Here is a 21,746-nt window from a genome sequence, read left to right as displayed (position 1 = left end):
GTTGGGGAACATACGGGGAACAGTGAAGGCCAGATCTGACCTCGTCTGACGCGGCTTGTCACAGCACCCGAGACCCGCAACATCCCCTATTTTACGGGGGAAACTCGATCAGAGGAAGCAACGAGCCACCGAAATTCAGGCTCACGCTCCATTGGGGTTCAAACCCAGTATCGCCCACCAGAGATTCCGCAGGTGAGAGGCCCTTTCAGGGGCTTCTTCCTCGTTCTTGTGCTATCCGCGCAGATCGAGCCGGCGCGTAGCCCCAGCAGAACGAACGCCCTCCCGGAGTTCTCGGGGAGGGCGTTCGTCATTCTCGGAAAGGGTGTTGCGACGCCCCGCCGCCGAACGGGAGGAGGGTTGTCAAGCGGAGGGGCGTCTCCTAGGAGGCGTGTCGGGCGCGACCCGTGGGCCGCGACCGACTTCCGCCGAGAGACTATGGACGGCAAGGAGACCTGGTGGTCGTCGTCTCGGGGTACGTGCAAGTAACCATCAGCGTGTGGGCCACTTCACGGAATCGCCCGCCCCAGCGGTTGATGCCGAGGCGTTCTGCTTCTCGGTGAGAAGCGGACGCCGGACAGCGGCGGAGCGGAGTCCGATGTGTCCACGCCCGACCCGCTCTGCTGTTCGGCCACGTCGCAGGTCAGAGGCCAACGTTCCTACGGCGATGGTCACTCGTCAGCCATGTGACACCCAGGGGCTGAAGGTCAGGAACTTGTTCGGGACCCTCTCTCGCCTCTGGGTGACGCTCACGATCCTGACGTTCGCTCGGACTCGTTCGTCATGGGCTTTGCTCATGCAGGAACGTGGGAGGCGGATGTCGGCCCGGTCCTTGGTCCAGGCCAGCCTCAGCCGGGCACACCGGGGCAGGGTCGTGCCGCCCTCGGAGTAGAGCCGCACCCACGACAGCCGCTTGGTGAACCCGCCGGATGCACGTCGCTCGAAGACGATCACGTAGCCCCGACCGAGCAGTTTGCCGACATCCATCTCCACGGTGACCGATCGGACGCGCGACCTGCGCAGGTCGCCGAAGTGCAGGCGGATCCGTACGGCGTGCTGTGCGTTGTCCACGCGCATCCCGGTGGCGTCTATGGCCCGTGGTGCGTCGCCTGTGGGGTCCGGCACGTCGACGGACTCCGCAGAGGCAGCGGCCGTCGTCGTGACCAGGACGGTCGTGGCGAGCAGGCTGACTGCCAGGTTCTTCAGGAAACGCATGGTCTTCCTCCTCGTCCTGTCGACGCCTTGCCTCCGGCTGCGTGTTCCGAGGGCACGGCCGTCCTCGCATTTCGGCCACGCTAAGGCGGAAGAGCCGGACGGGAAGAGAGCCGAAAGTCCCGTGCCGCCAACGTTGCCCGTCGGCGACGTCGCGGCGCACGGCCGGTGGAGACGAGGAGTGGCCAGAGCCTCAGGCACACGAGGCCGGTGGTGGTCCCGGCTTGCTGGGCTCCGCTAGAAGTGACGACACAGCAGAGAGCCGGTGCCGCGCACGTGCGCGGCACCGGCTCTCGGTCGTGTCAGGTCAAGCCTTACGGCAGCTCGTCTTCGATGGTGGTGAAGGCGGTGAGGACGTCCTGGCCGACGAGTCCCACCATGACGACGATCACGGCGGCGATCAGGGCCACGAGCAGGCCGTACTCCACCGCGGTCGCCCCCCGGTCGTCCCGCTTGGCCTGGCGGTCGGAGATGAACATCAGGGTCATGAACTGGATCTTCTCGAGCATTGTCTTTCCCCTCCGGAACGGTGGAATCGGACCTTTCCGATCCTGATTTCCGGGCCCCATGTGGGAACCCTTGTGTGACGATCCTGCGCCGGCCCTCGCATTTGCGAGTCAAACTCGAGTCTCGTCGGGTGTAGTCATTTAGGACTATGTCTAAGGAATCCAGGTGGCAGCGTCCTGGAACACCGCCTGGAGATCGGTCCCGACCGTCACGGCGATCGCGCTAATGGCTACGGTGATCAGGGCTACGAGCATGCTGTACTCCACTGAGGAGGCCGCCCGGTCCTCCCCTTCGAGCTCGTTCTCGGAGATGGATGTCCGCGTCATGAGATGGTTCCCCTCGAATAGGCGACTCTCCCCCGGAACGGGCGGAGTCGGAGATTTCCGAACCCCATTCCGGTCTCAGGCGACGAGCGTTTCGGGACAATTCTTGCGATAGCGACAGGAGCCCGAGTCAAACCGCGGTCTCGCCCGACCTAGTCATTTGTGACTAGGTTCCTTCGCCTCGACCAGCAGGCCGAGCCGGATCGCCGCAGCCAGCGCCTGCGTGCGGTTGCTGACCCCGAGCTTGCGGAAGATCCGGTTGAGGTGGGTCTTGAGCGTCGACTCCCCCAGGTAGAGCCGGGCCGCGATGTCGCTGGTCCCCAACCCGTCGGCGACGAGCCGGAGGACCTCCTGCTCCCGTGGCGTCAGCCGGGTCGCCACCGAGGCGCCCCTGCGGAGCAGGCTTCCGGTCAGGCCGGGAGCGACGAAGCTCCGGGGGGCGGCGACGGCGTGCGCCACGATCCGGGCGACCTCGTCGCCCCGGGTCTCCTTGCCGAGGAAGGCCGAGGCCCCCGCCTCCATCGCCGCGAACACCTGGGCATCGGCCGTGTGCATCGTCAGCAGCACGAGTCCGACGGCGTCGCTGTCCTGCCGGACGGCACGCACGACGTCGAGACCGGTGCCGTCCGGCAGCTGCAGGTCGGTCACGACCGCGTCCGGCCGGTGCGCGGCGTAGGTCGCCAGCGCTTCCGACACGGTGGCAGCCTGGGCAACGACCTCGAGACCTCCGGTCCGCTCGAAGGCGCGGGCCAGTCCCTGCCGGATCAGCTCGTGGTCATCGACGAGCAAGACGGTGGTCGCCATCGCGCACCCCCTCCTCCTCGGAGGTGGCGGCTGCCCGGGACCGCAGGGCCACCACCGTGCCGCCGTCCTGACGCCCGCCGATCCGGAGGTCGGCGCCGATCCGCTCGGCGCGCTCGCGCATCGTGTGCAGCCCGACGTGACCCGCGCGCGCCCCGGCGTGCCCGATCCCGTCGTCCTCGACCACCAGGCGCACGTCGGCGCCGTCGGTGGCCAGCGTGACCCAGAGGTTGATCGCCTGCGCGTGGCGGTGCGCGTTGCCGATGGCCTCCTGGGCGATCCGGACCACCTCCGCCTCGATGCGCCGGGGCAGCCGGGCACCGCGCTCGTCGAGCGAGAGATGCACCCGCAGGTCGCTGTGGCGGCTGAGCTCGTGCACGTACTCCGACAGTGCGGCCGAGGCGCCGCCCGGCCGCTCGTCACGGAGGTCGAGGACCGAGAACCGGAGCTCCTCGACGACCCTGTCCACCTCGGCGCGCAGCTCCTCGGCCACGTGGGCGACCCCGGCGCCTGGCGCCTCGGCCACGATCTCGTCGGCCAGGTAGGCCAGTGCGACGATCCGCTGGGCGACGCCGTCGTGGATGTCACGGGCCAGCCGCCGGCGCTCCTCGGCGGTGGCCCGGCACCGCACGCAGTCCAGGAGCAGCGCGGTCTCGAGCCGGAACGCGACCTCGTCCGCTCCCGACTGGGCCAGCGCGAGCCCCGCCGGCGTGACCTCCTGCAGGGTCTCCAGCAGGACGGCACCGAACGTGGTCCCGCCGGCCCGGAGCGGCACCGCCACCAGCCCGCCGGAGGAGATGACCTGCCCGCGTTGGAGGCAGTCGTCCACGACCACCTCGTCATCGGGGCCAGGGGCTCCGTGGGTGGTGAGCACCTCCGCGTCACCGTCCGGGTCTCGCACCCACACCCCGGAGCGGTGAGCACCGGTCGCGGCGCGCGCACCCTCCTGCAGGGCTCGGGCCAGCGACCCGACGTCGAGGTCGAGGTCCTGGGTCGCCTCCAGTGCGTGCCACTCGGCCACCAGCCGCTGCGCAGCGGCGTACGGCGCCTGGCTGGCCGCGAGGTCCCGGGTGGTCCGGGTCAGCAGCGCGGAGAGCACGCCGGCACCCAGGCCGACGACCAGCCAGGACAGAGCGTTCGTGAAACCAGGACCGTCGTGCCCGGCTGCTCGGGTCAGGCTGCCGAGCAGGACGGCCGTCGCGACCGCGAGGCCCGAGACCGCGAGGACCGAACGAGTGCCGCGGCGAACCCCGGTGACGAGCGCTGGCAGCACCAGGTAGACGAGGAGCGCCTCTCCCGCCCGGGGACCGAGCGCGAGGACGACCGCGGCGGTCAGAGCCTCTGCCACCGGCACGACGGGCGTGTGCGGTGCGGTCGGCGGCAGCTCCGCGACGCAACAGGCGGCCGCGACGATGGCGAGCGCGACCAGGCCCCACAACGCGGCACCCGAGCCGCTCGCGAGGAGCTGGCCGCCGGCCAGCGCGAGCACGAACACGCGCGCCGCGGTGGTGATCCGCCAGAGGTGCACCGAGGTCGGGTCCGGCGCCGGGGCCGGGCCCCGGCGGAGGACCTCCACGGCGGACATCAGAAGAGGTCCATCATCTGCACGGCCGCCGGGCCGCCGACCACGATCAGCAGGCAGGGCATGATGAAGAGCACGAGCGGGATCATGATCTTGACCGGCACCTTCTGGGCCTCCTCCTCGGCCCGCTGCCGCCTCTTGATCCGCATCTCGCTGCTCTGGACCCGCAGCACCCGCCCGATCGGGACACCGAGCTGGTCGGCCTGGACGATGGCGAGACTGAACGACTTGAGGTCCTTGAGGCTGCTCCGCTCGGCCAGCGCGCGCAGCGCCTCGCCACGACCGACCCCCAACCGCATCTCCTGCAGGAGGCGGGCGAACTCCTCGGCCAGGGGGCCGTGGGTGTTCTTGGCCACCTTCATCACCGCGGCGTCGAAGGCGAGACCGGCCTCGACCGACACCGTGAGGAGATCCAGCGCGTCCGGGAGGGCGCGTTGCATCAGGGCCTCCCGCTTCTGTCCGGCGTTGTAGAGCAGGACGTTAGGGAGGACGAAGCCGAAGCCGCCGACGGCGGCGACCACCAGCGCCGCCCTCGGGAGTGCTGTTCCGTTGCCCAGCGTGTAGACGGCGGCGAGGCCACCCAGCACCACCATCGAGAGCGCCTTGGCGCCGATGATTCGGGACACATCCCACCCAGCCGGGTTCCCTGCGATGTCGAGCCGGTGCCGGAGCCGCTCCGCAGTGTCTGCTCGGGTCAGCCGGCGGCCCAGGCTCACGAGCCGGTCGGTCAGGGGCGCCAGGACCCGCTCGGTGAAGGGCCGGTCGGTCTCCGACTCCCCCGGGGCCAGGTCCGTCCCCAGCGAGCGGACGATGGTCAGGGAGCGGGCCGTCGCAGACCGCTCCCCGGCCACCGTGGTGGCGGTCGCCAGCACGAGGACGACGGCGACGAAGACGAGGACGCCGCCCACGACGAGCATCAGGTCCGGGGACATGTCACACCTGCACCTTCACGAGACGGGACATGACCAAGATCCCGGACCCGAGCAGGACCACCGCGACGGCGGACATCACCAGGCCCACCGTCTCGGTGTAGAGCATGCTCACGTAGGTCCGGTTGGCCACCATCATGTAGGCGAACATCACGACGGGAATGAGGCTCAGGATCCAGGCCGAGAGCCGACCCTCGGCGCTGAGGCTGTGCACCTGGCGCCGTAGGTACTCCCGTTCTCGGAGCGTGTCGGCGACGGTGTGCAGGATCTCGGCGAGGTTGCCTCCCACCTCGTGCTGGATGCGGACGGCCATCACCACCCACCCGAAGTCCTCGCTGCCCATCCGGTCGGCGACCGAGTCGAGCGCGTCCTCGATCTCCACGCCAAGCCGCTGCTCGACGAGCGCCCGCCGCAGCTCCCCCGCCATCGGCTCGTGGCCCTCGCTGACGACCGTGTCGACCGACTGCGGTAGCGACAGCCCGGCCGACAGGCCACCAGCGATCAGACCCAGCGTCTCGGGGAGCTGCGCGCCGAAGGCCCGCAACCGCCGTGCATGCCGGTGCTGGAGGAACGCCGCCGGGAGCGCCGTCCCGACCAGCAGGCCGGCCAGCATCAGGATGGGGCCGCCGAAGACGAAGGCCACGAACCCGCCGAGCACGGTGAAGCCTGCGTGGATCAGCGCCCACTCGCCCGGCGTGACCGACAGGCCGGCGCCCCCCAGGCGGCGTACGAGCCGGGTCTCGAGCCCGCCCTCGACCATCTTGCCCGCGAAGGCCACGGCGGACTCGCGGAGCCCGTCGGTGGTAGCGGGTCCGGTTTCCCCGAGGTAGGCCGCCAGCTGCCGCTGCCCGGCGGTGGGTCCGCGACGTCCCAGCAGCACGACGCCGAGAAGCATGGCCAGACCGAGCCCGATGCCCGCGGCACCGAGCAGCAGTCCGGTCCGACCTAGGAGGGCGTCCTCGAGGACGACCTCACCGGCCTCGTCGGCCGCGCCCGGCAGGGCCACGAACGCGCCGTCGGTGAAGACCGCTCCTCCGGCAGCCACCGACACCTCCAGCGCCACCTCCTGGGCCGCATCGTCGGGCCGCGCGAACCGCACCAGCACCTGTTGGCTCAGGGCGTCCGCCTGGGCGGTGAAGACCTGGGCCAGCGACGCCGGATCGGAGGCCTTGACGACCGCACCGCCGCTGCCGTCGGCGATCTCCCCGAGCAGGGCGCGGTAGGCACGGTCCTGCTCGAGGGCCACGACGTCCACGACGACCCCGCCGTCCACGGCTGCGGCGGCGGCCTCCGTGACCGACGCCCCGCCCCCCTTGTCCTTGCCGTCGGACAGCAGCAGCACGGACCGGGCACCGTCCTGGCCGGCGAGCCGCACCGCGTGCACGACGGCGTCGTAGACCCGAGTGCCTCCGGACAGCGTCAGCCCGTCCACCACGCCGGCCAGCTGTTCGCGGTCGGTCGTGGGTGACACGACCTCGCGCACCCGGCCGGAGAAGGTCACCAGACCCACCCGGATGTCGGGTGGCGCCGCCGCGAGGAACGCATGAGCGGCAGCGCGGGCGGCCTCGATCCGCTCCCCCTTCATGCTCAGGCTCACGTCGAGGGCGAGCACCGTGGTCCGGCGGACCTGGCCGGCCTCGACGCCCTCGGCGGTCACGTCCACCGGGCGCCCGTCCACGGTCACCTCGACCCCGGTCAGGTCCGGCGTGCTGGCGGCCGGCAGCCGGTCGGTCCCGAGGAGCACCGAGACCGTCCCGTCCTCGGCCACCTCGACGTGGTCGATGTCGATCCCCGGCTCGGGTTCGGCCGCCGAGGCGCCGACCGGGAGGAGGCCGAGCCCCAGGGCGGCGGCGATGCCGAGGAACCCGGCTCGACGCCGGGAGCTCATCGCACGACCCCGAGCGCGGCGAAGATCGCCGGGTCGACGGTCACGTTGCGCTCGGTCAGTTGGTCGAGGAAGCGAGGCCGCAGCCCGGTGGCCCGCAACCCACCGAGTGCCTTGTCGTTGGCGTCGTAGCCGGCGGAGAAGTCGAACCGGAAGACGTCCTGGAGGGTGACGACGTCGCCCTCCATGCCGACGACCTCGGTGACCGCGGTGATCCGGCGGGTGCCGTCCTTGAGCCGGGTCTGCTGGATCACCAGGTCGATCGCGCTCGAGACCTGCTCCCGGATCGCCCGCACCGGGAGGTCGAACCCGGACATCAGGACCATCGTCTCGATCCTCGCCAGTGCGTCCCGCGGGCTGTTGGCGTGCACGGTCGACAGCGAGCCGTCGTGGCCGGTGTTCATCGCCTGGAGCATGTCGAGGGCGGCCGCGTCCCGGATCTCGCCCACCAGGATCCGGTCGGGACGCATGCGCAGCGAGTTGCGGACCAGGTCGCGGATGGTGACCGCGCCCTTGCCCTCGATGTTCGGCGGGCGGGCCTCGAGGCGGAGCACGTGCTCCTGGTTGAGCCGCAGCTCCGCGGCGTCCTCGATCGTCACGATGCGCTCCTCGGGCGGGATGAACGAGGACAGCACGTTCAACGTGGTGGTCTTGCCCGCGCCGGTCCCCCCGGAGACGAGGATGTTGAGGCGACCCCGGACGCAGGCGGACAGGAGCTCGGCCGCGGGTCGCGACAGCGTCCCGAAGGCGATCAGGTCGTCGACCGTGAAGGGGTCGGCGGAGAACATCCGGATCGTCAGCATCGAGCCGTCCAGCGCCAGCGGCGGGATCACCGCGTTGACGCGGCTGCCGTCGGGGAGCCGGGCGTCGACCATCGGGCTGGTCTCGTCCACGCGCCGACCGATCCGGGCGACGATCTTGTCGATAGTGCGACGCAGGTGCGCCTCGTCCGCGAAGGACGCGGGCACCTGGTAGAGCCGGCCGGCCCGCTCGACGTAGATCTCGTCCGCCCGGTTGACCATGACCTCGGTCAGCTCGGGGTCGTGGAGGTAGGGCTCGAGCGGGCCGTAGCCCAGGATGTCGTCGGCGATCTCCTGGGTGAGCCGGGTCCGGTCCGCACCGGACATCGGTCGGTCGGTGCCGGCGATCGCGAGCTGCAGCGCGGACCGCACCTCCCGCTCGAGCTCGGAAGCGGTCAGGTTGACGTCGTAGAGCTTCGGTCCCAGGCTGCCGACGAGCTGGGTGTGCACCAGCCGCTTGAGCTGCGCGAAGGGGTCGCGTACGGCGCCGCGGCGCTGCGGCCGGTCGGCGGGCGCCGGCTCGGACGGGGCGCCGCCCGGTGCGGGTGCGTGGAGCCGGTCCTGCTCGGCCGCCACGAGGCGTTCGGCGAGGGTCATGTCAGGTCACCTTCCGGGAACGGCGGCGCGGGCCGCGACGGGACGGTTCGGGTTCGGAGACGGAGGCCATCTGGAGGTCGTCGACCAGCGCGGCGGCCAGACCCCGCAGCGCCTTGCTGACCTGGTGGCCGCGCTGGCACCGGGCGATGAGCTCGCCTCGGTTGACGGCGGCGAGCACGTCCCTGCTCGAGGAGAGGCTCGCGGCTATCGGCAGCCCCAGGGTCTCCTCGAACTCCGCCGCCGACAGGCCCACCTTCGGGTCGGCCCGGTTCAGCAGCACCCGCCACCGGTCCCGGGGCAGGTTGAGCAGGTCGAGTGTGCCGGTTGCCAGCTTGAGGCTCTTGAGGGACGGGATGTCGAGCGTCCCGACGAGGAGCAGCAGGTCGCTGTGGTCCAGCGCGTGCAGGGCGAACTCGTCGAAGGCGCCCGAGGTGTCCACGACCACGATGTCGAAGAGCTGCTTGAGCGTGTCCAGGACCGTGCCCACCGGCTCGACGGGAACGGGCGAGGCCAGGTGCACCGGAGCGGCCAGGACCGTGAGGCCCGCGCCGTCCCGGACCAGCAGCGACTGGATTCCACTGGTGTCCAGGTCGGCGGCGATGCCGGCCAGGTCCGCCAGCGTGTGCTGGGGGCTCAGCTGCAGCATGAGCGCCACGTCTCCGCCGTTGATGTCGAGGTCGACGACACACACCTGCTTGCCGAGGTCGGTCAGCACCGCCGCGAGGTTCGTGGCCACCAGCGTCTTGCCCACGCCACCCTTGGTCGAGAAGACGGTGAGCAGGCGTCCGCGCCGGCCGCCCGAGCCCTCCGGCCTGCCGTGCGCGCCGGTGTTCTCGCTCATCGCCTCGGCCAGGATCCGGACCCGGTCGAGCGCCTGCCGAAGACCGGCGGCGTCGTCGGTCGCGACCACCTCGCGCATGCCGGACCGGAGCGCCTCGGTCAGGACCTCGTTGTCCACCTCCGGGCGGACCAGGATGATCCCGACGGCGGGTCGGGCGATGCGCTGCCGCTCGGCGACAGACGCCGCCCGCGCGTCGTCGACCGACGGGCCGAGGACCACGGCGTACTCCTCGGGGTGCCGCTGCAGGTGCTCTTCGAGGCGGTCGGCGGACGAGAGCACGGTCGTCGGCTCGCCCACGGCCGAGCGGAGCAGGTCGACCAGCACCGGGTCGTTCTCGACGATGGCGGTCATCGCGCACCCGCGAAGATCTCGGGCATGATGTCGGCCGCGGTGACGCCTGCTTTGTCGACCGCCTGGGAGTTCTCGGTCCGCAGCGCGAACGCGAGGTCACCGTTGCGGGCCGCGTAGATCACCCGCTCGGCCTGCTCCTGGGTGACCGCGAGGGTCAGGATGGTCCGCGGGATCTGCTCTGTGGTCTGCTCGCCGTCACTGGTGGTGGTCCGGGCCGCCATCGTGGTGGCGCCCACACCGATCACCTGCACGCGGGCCAGCAACAGGCGGGTGTAGGGCGCCAGCTTGCGGGTGGTGCCGTCGGGCCGGTAGACCTCCGGGTCGCCCGAGGCGAAGATGGCCACCTCGGAGCCCGGGGTGACGAACCCCGCGACCCGGGCCGGGTCGGTCAGCTCGACGCTGACGGCCAGCAGGTCGTCGGGGATCGTGAGGCTCTCCTCGTCGCCGGGGTCCCCGAAGTTCTGCGCTATCACCTGCTCCCCGGGGTAGATGTTGTCGAGAGCCACCGCGTCGTCGACCGACGCGGTCGAGGTCAGCGAGCCGTCGACCCGGCTTTCGCGCACGACCCGGGTGAGCTCGAACTTGCCGGCGGAGCGGGCCTCGGCGACGGACTCGCCGGCCTCGATGGTCTCGGTGACGGTCAGGACCTCCACCAGCTCCTGGCCCTCGCTCGCCCGGGCGTCGATGCCCTGGACGTAGAGGAGAACCATCGCGGTGCCGAGACCTGCGATCAGGAAGGAGATGACGAGGATGATGGGTCGTCGTGCCATGGGCCGTGTCCTTGCTCGAGGTGGCGGGCCCCGAGGCCCCCGTGTGGATGGATGGTGCGGATGGAACCCCGTCACTCGACGAGGACGATGGCTTTGGGGCCCGAGCCCGAGTAGTCCTCCTCGCCGCCGGTGGCAGGAGCGAACTCGGGGAGGGCCAGCTCGTCGAAGAGGACGACCCTGACGTCGCGGATGCCCGCGGGCTCCTCCTCGAGGCCGTTGAAGGCGCTGATCGACCCCGGTGCGTCATGGGTGGCGCTGAGGGCCTGGTCGGTGATGAACCCCGGGCGGAAGTCGACGATCGGCCAGGACTTCGTGCCCATCCCAGGGTCCGTGTCCAGCACCGGGAGCCAGAAGAACCGCGGGGACTGGTAGATGTCGGCGGACAGTGCCTGGATGCCGGCGGGGGTCGCGTGGACCAGGTCACCGATGCTCGCCCCGTTGACGATGAAGCAGCTGAGCACGTCGTCGTTGATGTGCTTGCCCTTGATGGTGCCGGGCGTGCGGCTGCTGGAACCACTCCGGCTGCAGTTGCTCGTCGAGTCGGTGTCGAGGCGGCCGGGGAGCCCGTCCTTCCCCTGGATCAGGCCCTCGTTGGTCTTGGCGGGGTCAAGGCCGGTCTGGGTCTCCACGCAGTTGGTGCCGTCGACGGGCGTCGTCGTCGACTCCACGCTGCCGGCCTGACCGTCGCACTCGCCGTTCGGCGAAGGGTGCAGGGCCAGCGTGGGTTCGATCCCCTTGATCATGTTCCACTGGAGCGAGAACGAGTTGGTGTCGGTCCGCGGCATGTCGAGGGTGCCGAAGTTGCCCTGGTTGGAGTCGTCGCAGTAGAGCCTCTCCTCGCCCACCGTGAAGGGCTGCGCCTCCGGGGTCGGGGACCATTCCTGCGTGCCCTGGTTGTCGGTGGTGTGCGCCCGGACCCACCACACGCCCTCCACGGCCAGGACCCCGCTGGGGACCGAGACGGTGATCGAGTGGGTGCTCGGCGTTGCGACCGGCGAGACCGGCACGAGGTAGTGGTACGGCGGCCCGCCGGCACCGGTGAACCCGACGCCGTCGACGTCCCTGAAGCCGTTGCCCGTCAGTGTGATCGACATCGACGTGGTGCCTGGGGGGGCTTCGGTGGGGTTGATCGTGAACGTCGCGTTGTTGTTCGTGGCGGAGGTGGGGGCCAGGCTCGGCGGAGGCGGGGGCGAGGAGTTACCGCTGTCGTTGCGGATGCTCTGTGGACCGTAGTCGCAGCCCTGCGCCGCGAAGAACGGCAGGGTCGCGCCGCCGTTCGCGGCCTTGATCTGGGCGGCAGCGTGCGCCTGGACGTCGAGGCCGTCGTTCGCGGAGATCACCCGGCCCAGTCCGTACTCCACGTGGCTCTTGGGCGCCCACAGGTCGACCCGCCAGTTGTTGCAGGTGATGTAGCCGTCCTGGTCGCCGGCCGAGCCACCCAGGTCGACGGCGTACTGCCCGGGCACGGCGTTCTCGGACTTCTCCAGGAACTCTTCGGCCTTGGCGACCACCTCTGGGTTGCAGGCCCCACCACTGGTGAGCTCGGCGGTCGCGGCCATCACTGCGAGGTCCACGTCAGTCTGGAGCAGCGAACGCTTGGCGTAGGCGTGGCCGATGTCGACGGCCAGGGCGCCGACGCCGATCAGCACGACGGCCAGCATCGCGAACAGGACGGCCGTGGCCCCGGTGTCGTCACGGCGCATCGCTGTCATGTCAGCACCCCCCTGCCGGGACGTTTTCCACGCGGGACGTGGCGCTCTTGTCGACGATCCCGTCGAAGCCGGGGAAGAAGCCGAGGTCGACGGTCGTGAAGTGGACGTGCACCGTGATCTCGTCACCGACCTTGACGTCGGCCGGCGTGTCCACGTCGATGTCCGGCGCCGCGCCGCTGACAGGTGCACCGTCCAGCGCAGCGCTGGCCTTGCCGGCGATCCCGCTCTCGTCACAGGGCTCCACCGCCGCGAAGCGAGCCGCCTCGCGGGCGGCGTGGGCGCCGGTCTGCCAGGACCAGAACCAGATCCCGAACTGGAGGATCCCGAACAGCAGCGTGAACAGGATCACCGCGATCAGGCCGAACTCGACGGCGACGGCGCCGTGCTCGGCGGCGTGCCGGCCCGCGACGCGACGTGTGCTCCCGGTCCGTGTGCTCCCGGTCCCCGCTGTGCTCCCCATGACCCCCCCTGGCCGGTCACGCTAGGAGCCCAATGGGGCCTGAGGGCGGCAGTCGAGGTCGCCTTACCCAGTTCAGGTGACGGGCTGCGGCCAGGTCTCAGCGTCCGCTGACGTCTGCGGTCGACCTCCCGGACCGGCCGCGGACCTCAGCCCCCGACGACCAGGGCGTCCAGGGCAGCCTGGGTCGTGGGGTAGGTCGGCAGCTCGCCGTCGAGTCCGGAGGCCTCCAGCAGCCGGTGGACCCGGCCGCCTTCGGCACACACCAGGGACAGGTGGGCGGCCCGTCCGGCTAGCGCCCGGCGGCACTGGAGAAGCGCTCCGATCCCTGCGGAGTCGAGGAACGCCACCTGGGTGAGGTCGAGGACCACCTCGGTCTGCGCGACCTGCGTGGCGTCACTGATCGCGCTCTGCAGTGCTCGGTGGTGGTGGACGTCCAGGTCACCGGTCACCGTGACCACGTCGACCCCGGGATGGCGGGCGACATCGACTCTGCCCGCGCCGGATCGCGCGACACCCCCCCTGGTCACGGCGGCGAGTGTGTCAGAAACCGGGCCCGGAGGGGACCACCCAGATGGGCTATCTGCCAAGTGGCGCGCCCCGGACGCACCCACCCCTGAGGGGGTGACGCACGCCGGCGATCTGGAGGAGTGTCGAGGGGTGACCACCGACGCAGGACTCCACGACGGCTCCGAGCAGCTCGAGACCGTCCTCGACGAGGTCATCAACCACCTCCGCGATGAGCTCCTCCACGGCGAATGGCCGGCCGCCCCCATGAGCGGGCGGTAGCTGACCCGCGGCTACCTGAAGATCGCCCTGAAGATCGCGCGGATGATGAGCGGCAGCAACAGGCGGATCGCCCACTTCCCGGCGGTGCCGGCCACCGACTGCCTGGACAGGTCGATGCTGATCGCCGCGTCCGGGACCGACGACCCCCCTTCCGTCACCGGCGGACCGTAGGGCACGACCGGCGTCGAGGCCGCGGGCGTGGTGCCGGCGGGATCGGCCGGTGGTGGCGTCGGGGTGGAGGTCATGGGGCCATTGTCAGACCCAACCCACCGAAAGCGCGACCGTCAGGCCCCCCAGCAGCACAGCCGCCGCGAGACCGGCCGACCGGTTGGTGAGGCGCGAGCCGTCGAGAGGCGGGACCGGGACGAGCACGGACGCCAGCACCACGGCGCACAACGCCGTCATCCGGTGCGCCACCGGCGTGCCGGCCAACGCCGACTCGACGGCGAAGGCCACCAAGGCCGCAGAGACGACCAGCGCCGGCAGGTGGACCCGCCAGCGGGTGGGGCGCTGCCGCGACGCCACCAGGTTGGGATAAGGCACGAACGGGCTCCCGAGCGGCGCCAGCGCGACGCCGACCGCCATCGCGGGGACCCAGGACCTGTGGCGCGCCGCGCCGCGGAGCACGAGGGGCACCGTGACCAGGCCGACCGCGCAGAGCGTGACGAGCACCGCCGCCCAGTCCAGGCCCTTCGCGAGCACCGTGCCGGTCAGCAACGCCACGCAGAGCGCCCCCGCGCCCCAGGCCGGAAGGGTGGTCGCCAGGAACGACAGCCGGCCGCCCCGGGCGAGCACACCTTCGGCGCCCCGGCCGACGATCGTGTCCAGACCGAGCGACCAGGCCACCCGCAGCAGCACGAGCAGCAGGAGGATCGCGGTGAACGACGGTCCGCGGTCCTCGACCGACGTCGCGAACTGCCAGTCCGGGTCGAGCGACCGGGACACGTCCAGGTCGAGGTCACGGATCTGGGCGTCCATCTCGTAGCCCGGCTCGACGTCACGGAACGACGAGTCCAGGCGGACAGCCTCGGCGAAGGCCGCCTGGGAGGCGACGTACGCCGCAGGCGCCCAGGACTCGCGGAGCACGCTGCCCAGGTGGTGCCAGGCCTGGGCATACCCCTGCTCGGTGGCGACCGCCCGGCGGAACCAGACCTCCGCCTCCTGCGGCTCACCGGACTCGGCCAGCAGCACGCCGAGGTTGTTGGCCGAGACGTAGGCCGACGGGTCGGCGCGCACCACCCGGCGGTAGGCGGCGACCGCCTTCTCGTCCTCGCCGGCCCGTTGGTAGGCGAACGCGAGCGTGTCGGTGAAGACGCTGCTCGCCGGGTCCTCGAACAGCGCAGCCTCGGCCATCTCGATCGCTTCGTCGTCCTGCCCGTCGAGGCTGAGCAGGAGGGAGAGGTTGTTGGTCTGAGCCCCCGACAGCACCCCGCCCGGCAACGCCTCGGAGAGGAACTCCTCGTCGTCCGGCGTCCACAGCTGGAAGGGCTCGAAAGGTGTGCCCGCGGCGATGGCCAGGCGATATTCCTCGATCGCCCGCTCCGACTGGTCGCGGCCAGCCAGGACCGCCCCGGCCTGGCTGTGCGCGTAGGCCTCCAGGTCGCCGGGGTAGGCGCCGCTGCCCGGCGGGAGTCCGGTCGCTGCCTCCTGGAGCGGTGCCAGCGCGGTCACGGCGGAGGCGTAGTGGGCGAGGGCCTGGCCCTCCTCCCCCAGTCGCTCCAGGGCCAGTCCCAGCTGGAGCTCCGCGACCGCCAGGTCCTTCACCGGGTTGGGCTCGAAGGTCGCGTTCGCGACGTCGTACGCCGCGGCCGCGGGCCGGAGCAGCGGCAGCGCCGTCTCGAGCTCGGGCCGGGCCCGTCCCGGGTGGCCGGCAAGGAGGTGGATCTCGGCGAGGCGCTGGAGAGCGAGACCGTCCTCCGGGTGTGCCTCCACCCACGCGTGAGCGACCTCCTCGGCGCCCCCGAGGTCCCCGGCGTCGCGGAGGAAGTCCTGGGCGAGCTCGTAGGACGCCGACTCCGTGCTGGCGCCCGCGAGGACCCCGAGCGCCGGCTCGAGTGCGCCGCGGAAGTAGTCGAGCGAGCCGCCGAGGCAGAGCCTGGTGATGCCGGCTGACGCCGGCGGGGGCGCGTCCAGAGCGGCGGCGGCCTCCGCCAGCCGGCCGGCCCGCATCAGCTCACGGACCCGCACGTCACGCCGGCACTCCGGCGACGCGAACTGGGCGCGAGACTGCGGAAGGAAGCCGAGGTCGCTGACGAAGCCACCGCCGTAGGCGCCGACGCTGGCGTCGACGAGCCACACCGCAGGCACGACCCGCTGGGCATAGTCGCGGTAGAGGTCGCTGGACGTCGTCGCGCCGAACCCCAGCCACCACGGCTCGGCGAGCCCCAGCTCGACCTCGACGGACTCCGCGGCGGCCTCGTGGTCCCCGGCGGCGGCCAGGACGTCGGAGAGCGCCATCCGGGCGATGACGTCCTCGGCGAGCTCGTCGGCGGCCGCCCGGGCCCGCGCCGAACCGGCGGCCTTCTCGCCCACCTGCACCAGCACCTCGGCCGCCCGCGACTCAAGCAGTGGGTCGTCCACGAGGGAGGACGCGGCGGCGTACGAGGCGAGCGCCTCCCGCCGCCAGGCCAGGACCTGGAACGGTGAGGCACCGACGCCAGCGGCCTGGTCGGCCCAGCGGGCCTCCAGGTCCGCCAGTCCCGCGAAACCCCAGGGACTGGCCGGGAACCGCTGCTGCAGCTCGAGCCACGCGTCACGCGCCTCGCGTCGGATCCGGCTCGGCTCGACCCGAGGCGCGGCGAGCTTCTCCACCACCGACGCGTGGCGGGACAGCCAGTGGGCACGCACCAGGGCCGGCGTCGCGTCGTCCGGGCCGCAGGCCTCGGTCGCCCGGCGGGTCTCCTCGTCGATGGCGTCGGAGTGGGGCCGGTCCCCGAGGCTGACGAGGTAGACGACGGTGAGGGCGAGGTCGCAGGTCTCGTGGACCTCCCGGGCCGCGGACAGCAGGGAGTAGGCCGTCGCGGCTGCGGCCGGACCCTCGGTGAAGTCCTCGGTCCTGCCCGCGCCGAGCACCGCGAGCAGGCCGGCCAGCTCGACGACCGCATCCCGGTTCGCGAGCACCACCCCCGGGTCGAGGTTGCCGGCGACGATGGAGTCGCTCACCGGGTAGACGTAGGGGTAGGTGCTCCCGGCGTAGTCGTACGTCGACAACAGCTCGTCGATCCAGCCACCCAGCCCGAGCGTTCCGGCCAGGACGCGCACGCCCGCCTCGACGGCGGCCGGGTCGGCGAGGTCTGCGCGGGAGACGGTTCCGAGTGGCAACAACGGCAGCTCGCGCACGGCAGCCTCTGCACCGTCTGGATCGGCCTCCACCGCCAGGCTCGTGGTGGCCTCGGCCTCCGGTTCGTCCACGGCGAGCCCGGCCAGCGGCGTCGCCAGGACCGCGAGTAGCGCCACGGCACCCAACAGCGCCAGCACTGTCGCCCCGCGGCTGGCCCACTCACGGAGGCCCAACATGGCCGGACAGTAGTCCCGCCGTGCCCGCTGGGTCAGCCCCAGACGTCCGACCGACCGCCGTCAGTAGTCCTCTCGGGTGGCACCCCAGGGAGCACACGGTGGAACTTCGGGCGGAGCCGTGTCCTCACCCTCCGGACTCACGTTGGCTCTACGTCGGGGGTTCCAGGGGAAGGATGAGATGAGCAACAAGGAACAGCCGGTCCCGAGTGCTCTGCAGGCCTGGGCGTCGACGGTGATGTCCGGCAGTGACGGCGCCGACCCCGAGAAGGTCGGCGAGGTCGACCGCGCTCCGGGGCAAGCGCACTACGACCCGGCCGATGTGATCTCGGTCTTCATGAGCGCGCGCGAGTCAGCGAAGCAGCGCCTCGCGAACTCCCGCCGTCCTCCGCGGGCGACGGGTCGCTGACCTCAACCCTCTGAGCCCTCGTAGGGGATCTCCGTACGCCAGGACGCCTCGTCCTGCCGGCTGGCCGCCAGCAGCGCCGCGGCGACCCGGTCCGGGGTGAACGGACCCTCCTTCGCGAGGCTGCCGCGCACCGTCACGGACACGGCCCGGATGCCCTGGTCCTTCAGGGTCGCGTCGAGCGAGTGCACGAGATTGCGGACTCCCGCCTTCTGGACGCCGAGGGACGCGGCCTTGTGCCACGGCTGCTCGGCGGCCATCGACCCGGTCACCGTGACCCGCGACCCGGTGGACATGAAGGGCCGGAGCGCCTGAACTGCCGTGAGCAGTGCCCCGACACCGAGCGCGACGTCGCGGAGCAGCTCGTCCACGGTCAGCTCCAGCGGGTCCTTCTCGCGGAACGCGCTCGGGTTGAAGTGCAGCAGGTCGACCCGCCCGGTGTGCTCGGCCATCCGGGTCAGTGCCGCGGTGGCGACCTCGGTGTCGGTCACGTCGGCCAGCGCGGTGCCGACGGTGGCACCCCGTTCCTCGAGGTCCTTGGCCAGGTCGTCCAGCACGGCCTGGTCCGCCCCGACCAGTCCGATGTCCCAGCCGTCGTCGGCCAGGAGCCGCGCGAACGACCCGCTCACCCCTGGACCGGCCCCCACGATGATCGCGACCTGGTTCATGCAGTGAGCCTAGACAGAGGCGCGATCATGGCGTCGAGACAGATGGGCTCGTCGGCTGGCCACAGATGGGGGTATGCGGCCGGCCGACGAGCCCGGCATGGCGGTCAGGCGGGGACGGGCTGGCGGCTGCGGCCGGCCGCATCGGCGAGCAGCGCGCTCGCGAACGAGGTGAGGAAACCGAGCGTGAACGGCTTGACCACGAACTCGTCGACGCCGAGCTCGTAGGCCAGGGCCGCCTCGCCCTTGCGATGGCCGTCCGTCATCAGCACCACTGTCGGTCGGTCGGCTGACTCGGAGTCGCGGACCGCCCGCAGGACGTCGAGGCCGCCGACACGCGGCAGGTCCATGTCCAGCAAGGTCAGGTCGTAGTGCTCCTCCCGCAGGGCGTGCAGCGCCGACAGACCGTCGGCGAAGGAGACGACGTCGTGTCCCCACGCCGTGAGGCGCAGGCGGACGAGATCGCGCACGGACTTGTCCGTGTCGGCGACGAGGATGCGGGCCATGCGGTCGGCTCCTGAACTCGGTGACGGACGCCCCCTCCAGGCGGTATGACGACTCAACGTCCAATTACCCCGGGGGGTAACCTCGTACACCGGAAACCATGCGTCCGTCCCTCGGGTCCTGGCCCGAGACGACTACCGCGACCTGGCCGATCGGATGATGCCGCGCAGTCGCAGACGCGTCAGGCGGCGACCTTGTTGGCGACCGCCCGCTCGCTGGCCACCGGTATCTGTCGCGCCCGCCCATAGCCCAGCCGCCCGCGCAGCGAGCGGGCGCGTCGCCACTCCACGAGCATCGTCCGCAGCACGCGCAGGCCGTCGGCGACCGCGTGCAGGTTGGACTCACCGAAGATCCGCACCTTCTCGACCGAGGGGACCTCCACGATCTCCGCTCCGGACGCCGCGAACCGGCAGTGGACGAGGGTCTCGATCTCGAACCCGTCGCCCCACTGCATGCGGTCGCTGCCGCTCGGCGTGACGTGGTCGGGGAGATCGAGCACCGGAAGGAGATCGGCCCAGAAGGCGTTGAAGCCGTAGCACAGGTCGGTGTAGCGCGTCCGGAAGCCGAGGTTGAAGAGCGTGCTGAGGAACAGGTTGCCGATCCGGCGTACGACCGTGATGTCGGCCGAGCCGCCGCCTGCGGCGAACCGCGAGCCCTTGGCGAAGTCGGCACCGCCCTGGAGTACCTGCACGAAGCGGTCGATCTCGACCGGGTTGGCGGAGCCATCGGCGTCGAACATGACCACGATGTCGCCGGTGACCCGAGCGAAACCGGCAGCCAGCGCATTGCCCTTGCCCTGGCGGGACTGCGCGACGGTCACGATGCCAGGCAGTGCGCGGCGGGCGGTGGCGATGGTGCCGTCGACCGAGCCACCGTCGACGAGGATGACCTCGTGCACCTCCGGCAGCTGCGGCAGGACGACCGAGAGGTTGAGCGCCTCGTTGAGCGCGGGAATGACGATGCTGACTCGCGGCGCCGCGATGTTGCGCCGCCTTGCGTGGTTGAACACCGACACGTGTTGAATCCCCCAAGGATTCAGCCGACCCCCCGGACGGCTGCAGCCGACCCCCCGGACGGCTTGAGCACACGATATGCCACAGGGGGTATGCGTGCAATTGTGGCGCGCCGTGGTCTGGATCACCCACGAGAACCGCCTCCGGGCGACGGAATCCGTCGTGGGGCCCAGCGGCATTGGCGCCCCCGTGGTGGCCGGCGAGGCGCCGAATGACAGGATCGGACCATGGCCGAGCTGACCGACCTGGAGCGGGAGATCCTCGCCTTCGAGCGCGAGTGGTGGCGCTACGCGACGGCGAAGGAGCAGGCCTGCCGGGAGCGCTTCGGCCTCACGGCGGGTGACTACTACCAGCGCCTCTCCCGGCTCATCGACAGCGACGCGGCGCTCGAGCACGACCCCTTGCTGGTGCGTCGGCTACGGCGCCTTCGGGCCACCCGCCGGCGCCACCGCGCCACCCGCCGGACTAGTTAGCCACTAGTTGGAATGGTCCGTTCGGGTGATATTCCGCCGAAGAGCGGCGAACCACTTCCAAGCGGCCTCAGCGATCAGTAATCTTCCCCTCGTTGAACCGCTGGTGACCCGAGACGCCAGCGGTTCAGCCATTTCCGGGGAGATCTTCAGCAGGGCGTGAGCAGCTCCGCCGGCACCCACTCCTCCACCAGCACCCAGGCGCCGTGCCGCAGCCGCGCCGCGTAGACCACGCGCCCCTCCCAGCGAGTCCCCGCTGCTCGCCACTCGACGAGAAGCCCCGGGCGTTTGACCCCGAGGCCGTCAACGGCCTCGGTGACCCAGCAGTGCCGGGCGGGACAGTCGTCCGACGGCGCGTCGGGCTGGGGGGCCGGCGCCGCCCGCCCGGCGCGAACGCGTTGGGCGAGCGGGACGCCGGTGCCGCGCTTGCCCCAGCCACCACCGACACCACCACCACCTCCACCACCCATGCCACCGGCCACTCCGTCATGGTGACACAGGTTCGAACACCTGTTCGACTCTCAGGCGGAGTCGTCGACTGCCACGTCCTCGTTGTGGGTCCCCGGGCGTGGAGCCCAGGGCAGCTCCTTCGCCGGACGTACGACGATCAGCCGGTCTCCTCGGGCGAGCTGGGTGACGGTCGGGTCGAAGTAGCGGTGGACCCTCTCGTCGCGCACCACCGCGATCACCTGGTCCGGGAGCTGCTGCGGCTGCTTGCCCACCTCGCTGACGAGCAGGTCGCGCTCGGCCACCTCGAGTCCCTCGCCGTAGGTCAGCAGGTCCTCCATCACGGCCCCGAGGGTCGGCGACAACGAGGAAAGGCCGAGCAGTCGGCCGACGGCGTCGGAGGACGTGATCACCGAGTTGGCTCCGGACTGCTTCATCAGCGGCGCGTTCTCGTGCTCCCGCGCCGAGGCGACGATGTGGACGTCGGGGTTGAGCTGCCGGACGGTGAGCGTGGCGAGCACGTTGGAGTCGTCGCGGTCGGTCGTGATGATCACCTGGTCCGCCTCACCGACGCCGGCGCGGCGCAGCACCTCGCGCCGGGTCGCGTCGCCGGTGACGACCGCGAACCCGTCGGCGTGCGCGTCCTGCAGCGCGGTCGCGCTCGGGTCCACGACGACGATCGAGTCCCGGTCCCAGCCGTTGCTGACCAGCGTCTCCACAGCGCTCCGGCCCTTGGTGCCGTAGCCGACGACGACGACGTGACGTCCCATTTTTCTCCTCCAGCGAGCGACCCGTAGCTGGTCCCGGCCCTGCGAGGCCAGCACCTCGAGAGTGGTCCCGATCAGGAGGACCAGGAAGGCGATGCGGGCCGGGGTGATGATGAACGCGTTGATCAGCCGCGCGTGGTCCTCGTACGGCGCGATGTCGCCGTAGCCGGTCGTGCTGAGCGTGACCGTCGTGTAGTAGATGGCGTCGACCAGCGTGATCTCGCCGGTGGGGTCGTTGTTGTCGACGTACGCCTCGCCGTCGAAGTAGACCAGCGCGCAGGTGCCGACGAGGATGCCCACCGCTGCCAGCACCCGCTTGCCGAGCTCCCACCACGGCGAACGGGCGCGGTCCGGGAGCGCGACCCGGCCGCGACCCAGGACACCCTCGCTGATCGCCTCCGGCACGTG

General features: G+C 71.2%; 22 protein-coding genes. 3 read left to right on the top strand and 19 right to left on the bottom strand.

Annotated features, from left to right (window positions below; all coding sequences use genetic code 11):
• Positions 1-675 precede the first annotated feature (675 nt).
• The 12 genes from ACYVC6_RS17370 to ACYVC6_RS17315 all read right to left on the bottom strand — a co-directional run bounded on the left by ACYVC6_RS17370 (position 676) and on the right by ACYVC6_RS17315 (position 13,294).
• Positions 676-1,212 carry a hypothetical protein gene (locus ACYVC6_RS17370; RefSeq protein WP_460715695.1) on the bottom strand — a complete coding sequence of 179 codons (537 nt, stop codon included), beginning with the start codon at positions 1,210-1,212 and terminating at the stop codon, positions 676-678.
• Positions 1,213-1,523: 311 nt separating this feature from the next.
• Positions 1,524-1,718: a Flp family type IVb pilin gene (locus ACYVC6_RS17365; protein WP_460715694.1), complete on the bottom strand. Its 195-nt coding sequence runs from the start codon at positions 1,716-1,718 to the stop codon at positions 1,524-1,526.
• Between the two features lie 477 nt (positions 1,719-2,195).
• Complete coding sequence (locus ACYVC6_RS17360; RefSeq protein WP_460715693.1) at positions 2,196-2,843, bottom strand: response regulator; 648 nt, start codon at positions 2,841-2,843, stop codon at positions 2,196-2,198.
• A complete protein-coding gene (locus tag ACYVC6_RS17355) occupies positions 2,815-4,425 on the bottom strand; it encodes a sensor histidine kinase (RefSeq protein WP_460715692.1) in 1,611 nt (536 codons plus the stop codon). The genes ACYVC6_RS17360 and ACYVC6_RS17355 overlap by 29 nt, the downstream gene beginning before the upstream one ends.
• Positions 4,425-5,354, bottom strand: a complete 930-nt coding sequence (locus ACYVC6_RS17350; RefSeq protein ID WP_460715691.1) for a type II secretion system F family protein — start codon at positions 5,352-5,354, stop codon at positions 4,425-4,427. The genes ACYVC6_RS17355 and ACYVC6_RS17350 overlap by 1 nt, the downstream gene beginning before the upstream one ends.
• 1 nt (position 5,355) lies before the next feature.
• The gene (locus ACYVC6_RS17345; protein ID WP_460715690.1) at positions 5,356-7,239 is read right to left on the bottom strand and encodes a type II secretion system F family protein; all 1,884 of its coding nucleotides are present in this window, start codon (positions 7,237-7,239) and stop codon (positions 5,356-5,358) included.
• A complete protein-coding gene (locus ACYVC6_RS17340) occupies positions 7,236-8,633 on the bottom strand; it encodes a CpaF family protein (RefSeq protein WP_460715689.1) in 1,398 nt (465 codons plus the stop codon). Before ACYVC6_RS17340 ends, ACYVC6_RS17345 begins: the two co-directional genes overlap by 4 nt.
• Before the next feature lies 1 nt (position 8,634).
• Positions 8,635-9,825, bottom strand: coding sequence for an AAA family ATPase (locus tag ACYVC6_RS17335; protein ID WP_460715688.1), 1,191 nt, complete (start codon positions 9,823-9,825; stop codon positions 8,635-8,637).
• Positions 9,822-10,595, bottom strand: coding sequence for a Flp pilus assembly protein CpaB (gene cpaB / locus ACYVC6_RS17330; RefSeq protein ID WP_460715687.1), 774 nt, complete (start codon positions 10,593-10,595; stop codon positions 9,822-9,824). The genes ACYVC6_RS17335 and cpaB overlap by 4 nt, the downstream gene beginning before the upstream one ends.
• Before the next feature lie 71 nt (positions 10,596-10,666).
• Positions 10,667-12,307, bottom strand: a complete 1,641-nt coding sequence (locus tag ACYVC6_RS17325; protein WP_460715686.1) for a TadE/TadG family type IV pilus assembly protein — start codon at positions 12,305-12,307, stop codon at positions 10,667-10,669.
• A gap of 1 nt (position 12,308) precedes the next feature.
• Positions 12,309-12,767 (bottom strand): TadE family protein, encoded by a 459-nt coding sequence (locus ACYVC6_RS17320; RefSeq protein WP_460715685.1) that lies wholly within the window; start codon positions 12,765-12,767, stop codon positions 12,309-12,311.
• Positions 12,768-12,913: 146 nt separating this feature from the next.
• The gene (locus tag ACYVC6_RS17315; RefSeq protein WP_460715684.1) at positions 12,914-13,294 is read right to left on the bottom strand and encodes an STAS domain-containing protein; all 381 of its coding nucleotides are present in this window, start codon (positions 13,292-13,294) and stop codon (positions 12,914-12,916) included.
• A 130-nt stretch (positions 13,295-13,424) separates the two neighbouring features.
• Between ACYVC6_RS17315 and ACYVC6_RS17310 the strand changes: the two genes are divergently transcribed.
• A complete protein-coding gene (locus tag ACYVC6_RS17310; RefSeq protein ID WP_460715683.1) occupies positions 13,425-13,553 on the top strand; it encodes a hypothetical protein in 129 nt (42 codons plus the stop codon).
• A gap of 11 nt (positions 13,554-13,564) precedes the next feature.
• On the opposite strand, the gene ACYVC6_RS17305 is transcribed toward ACYVC6_RS17310, so the two are convergent.
• Positions 13,565-13,798, bottom strand: coding sequence for a hypothetical protein (locus ACYVC6_RS17305; RefSeq protein WP_460715682.1), 234 nt, complete (start codon positions 13,796-13,798; stop codon positions 13,565-13,567).
• A 10-nt stretch (positions 13,799-13,808) separates the two neighbouring features.
• Complete coding sequence (locus ACYVC6_RS17300) at positions 13,809-17,069, bottom strand: tetratricopeptide repeat protein (RefSeq protein ID WP_460715681.1); 3,261 nt, start codon at positions 17,067-17,069, stop codon at positions 13,809-13,811.
• Positions 17,070-17,247: 178 nt separating this feature from the next.
• On the opposite strand from ACYVC6_RS17300, the gene ACYVC6_RS17295 reads away from it, so the two are divergent.
• Positions 17,248-17,475 carry a hypothetical protein gene (locus ACYVC6_RS17295; protein ID WP_460715680.1) on the top strand — a complete coding sequence of 76 codons (228 nt, stop codon included), beginning with the start codon at positions 17,248-17,250 and terminating at the stop codon, positions 17,473-17,475.
• 2 nt (positions 17,476-17,477) lie between these two features.
• Here ACYVC6_RS17295 and ACYVC6_RS17290 read toward each other — a convergent pair whose 3' ends face one another.
• The 3 genes from ACYVC6_RS17290 to ACYVC6_RS17280 form a co-directional block, all read right to left on the bottom strand.
• On the bottom strand, positions 17,478-18,140 hold the full coding sequence (locus ACYVC6_RS17290; protein WP_460715679.1) for an SDR family oxidoreductase: 663 nt from the start codon (positions 18,138-18,140) through the stop codon (positions 17,478-17,480).
• 104 nt (positions 18,141-18,244) lie between these two features.
• A complete protein-coding gene (locus tag ACYVC6_RS17285) occupies positions 18,245-18,643 on the bottom strand; it encodes a response regulator (RefSeq protein WP_460715678.1) in 399 nt (132 codons plus the stop codon).
• A gap of 179 nt (positions 18,644-18,822) precedes the next feature.
• Positions 18,823-19,656, bottom strand: a complete 834-nt coding sequence (locus ACYVC6_RS17280) for a glycosyltransferase family 2 protein (RefSeq protein ID WP_460715677.1) — start codon at positions 19,654-19,656, stop codon at positions 18,823-18,825.
• Between the two features lie 225 nt (positions 19,657-19,881).
• Between ACYVC6_RS17280 and ACYVC6_RS17275 the strand changes: the two genes are divergently transcribed.
• Complete coding sequence (locus ACYVC6_RS17275) at positions 19,882-20,127, top strand: DUF3263 domain-containing protein (RefSeq protein ID WP_460715676.1); 246 nt, start codon at positions 19,882-19,884, stop codon at positions 20,125-20,127.
• Between the two features lie 146 nt (positions 20,128-20,273).
• On the opposite strand, the gene ACYVC6_RS17270 is transcribed toward ACYVC6_RS17275, so the two are convergent.
• Positions 20,274-20,606: a hypothetical protein gene (locus ACYVC6_RS17270; protein ID WP_460715675.1), complete on the bottom strand. Its 333-nt coding sequence runs from the start codon at positions 20,604-20,606 to the stop codon at positions 20,274-20,276.
• Between the two features lie 39 nt (positions 20,607-20,645).
• Positions 20,646-21,743, bottom strand: a complete 1,098-nt coding sequence (locus tag ACYVC6_RS17265; protein ID WP_460715674.1) for a potassium channel family protein — start codon at positions 21,741-21,743, stop codon at positions 20,646-20,648.
• Positions 21,744-21,746: the final 3 nt, after the last annotated feature.

Source organism: Nocardioides dilutus (assembly GCF_054779555.1).
Note: the sequence above shows the minus strand (reverse complement) of the source record. Positions and strands in the feature narration are given on the sequence as shown.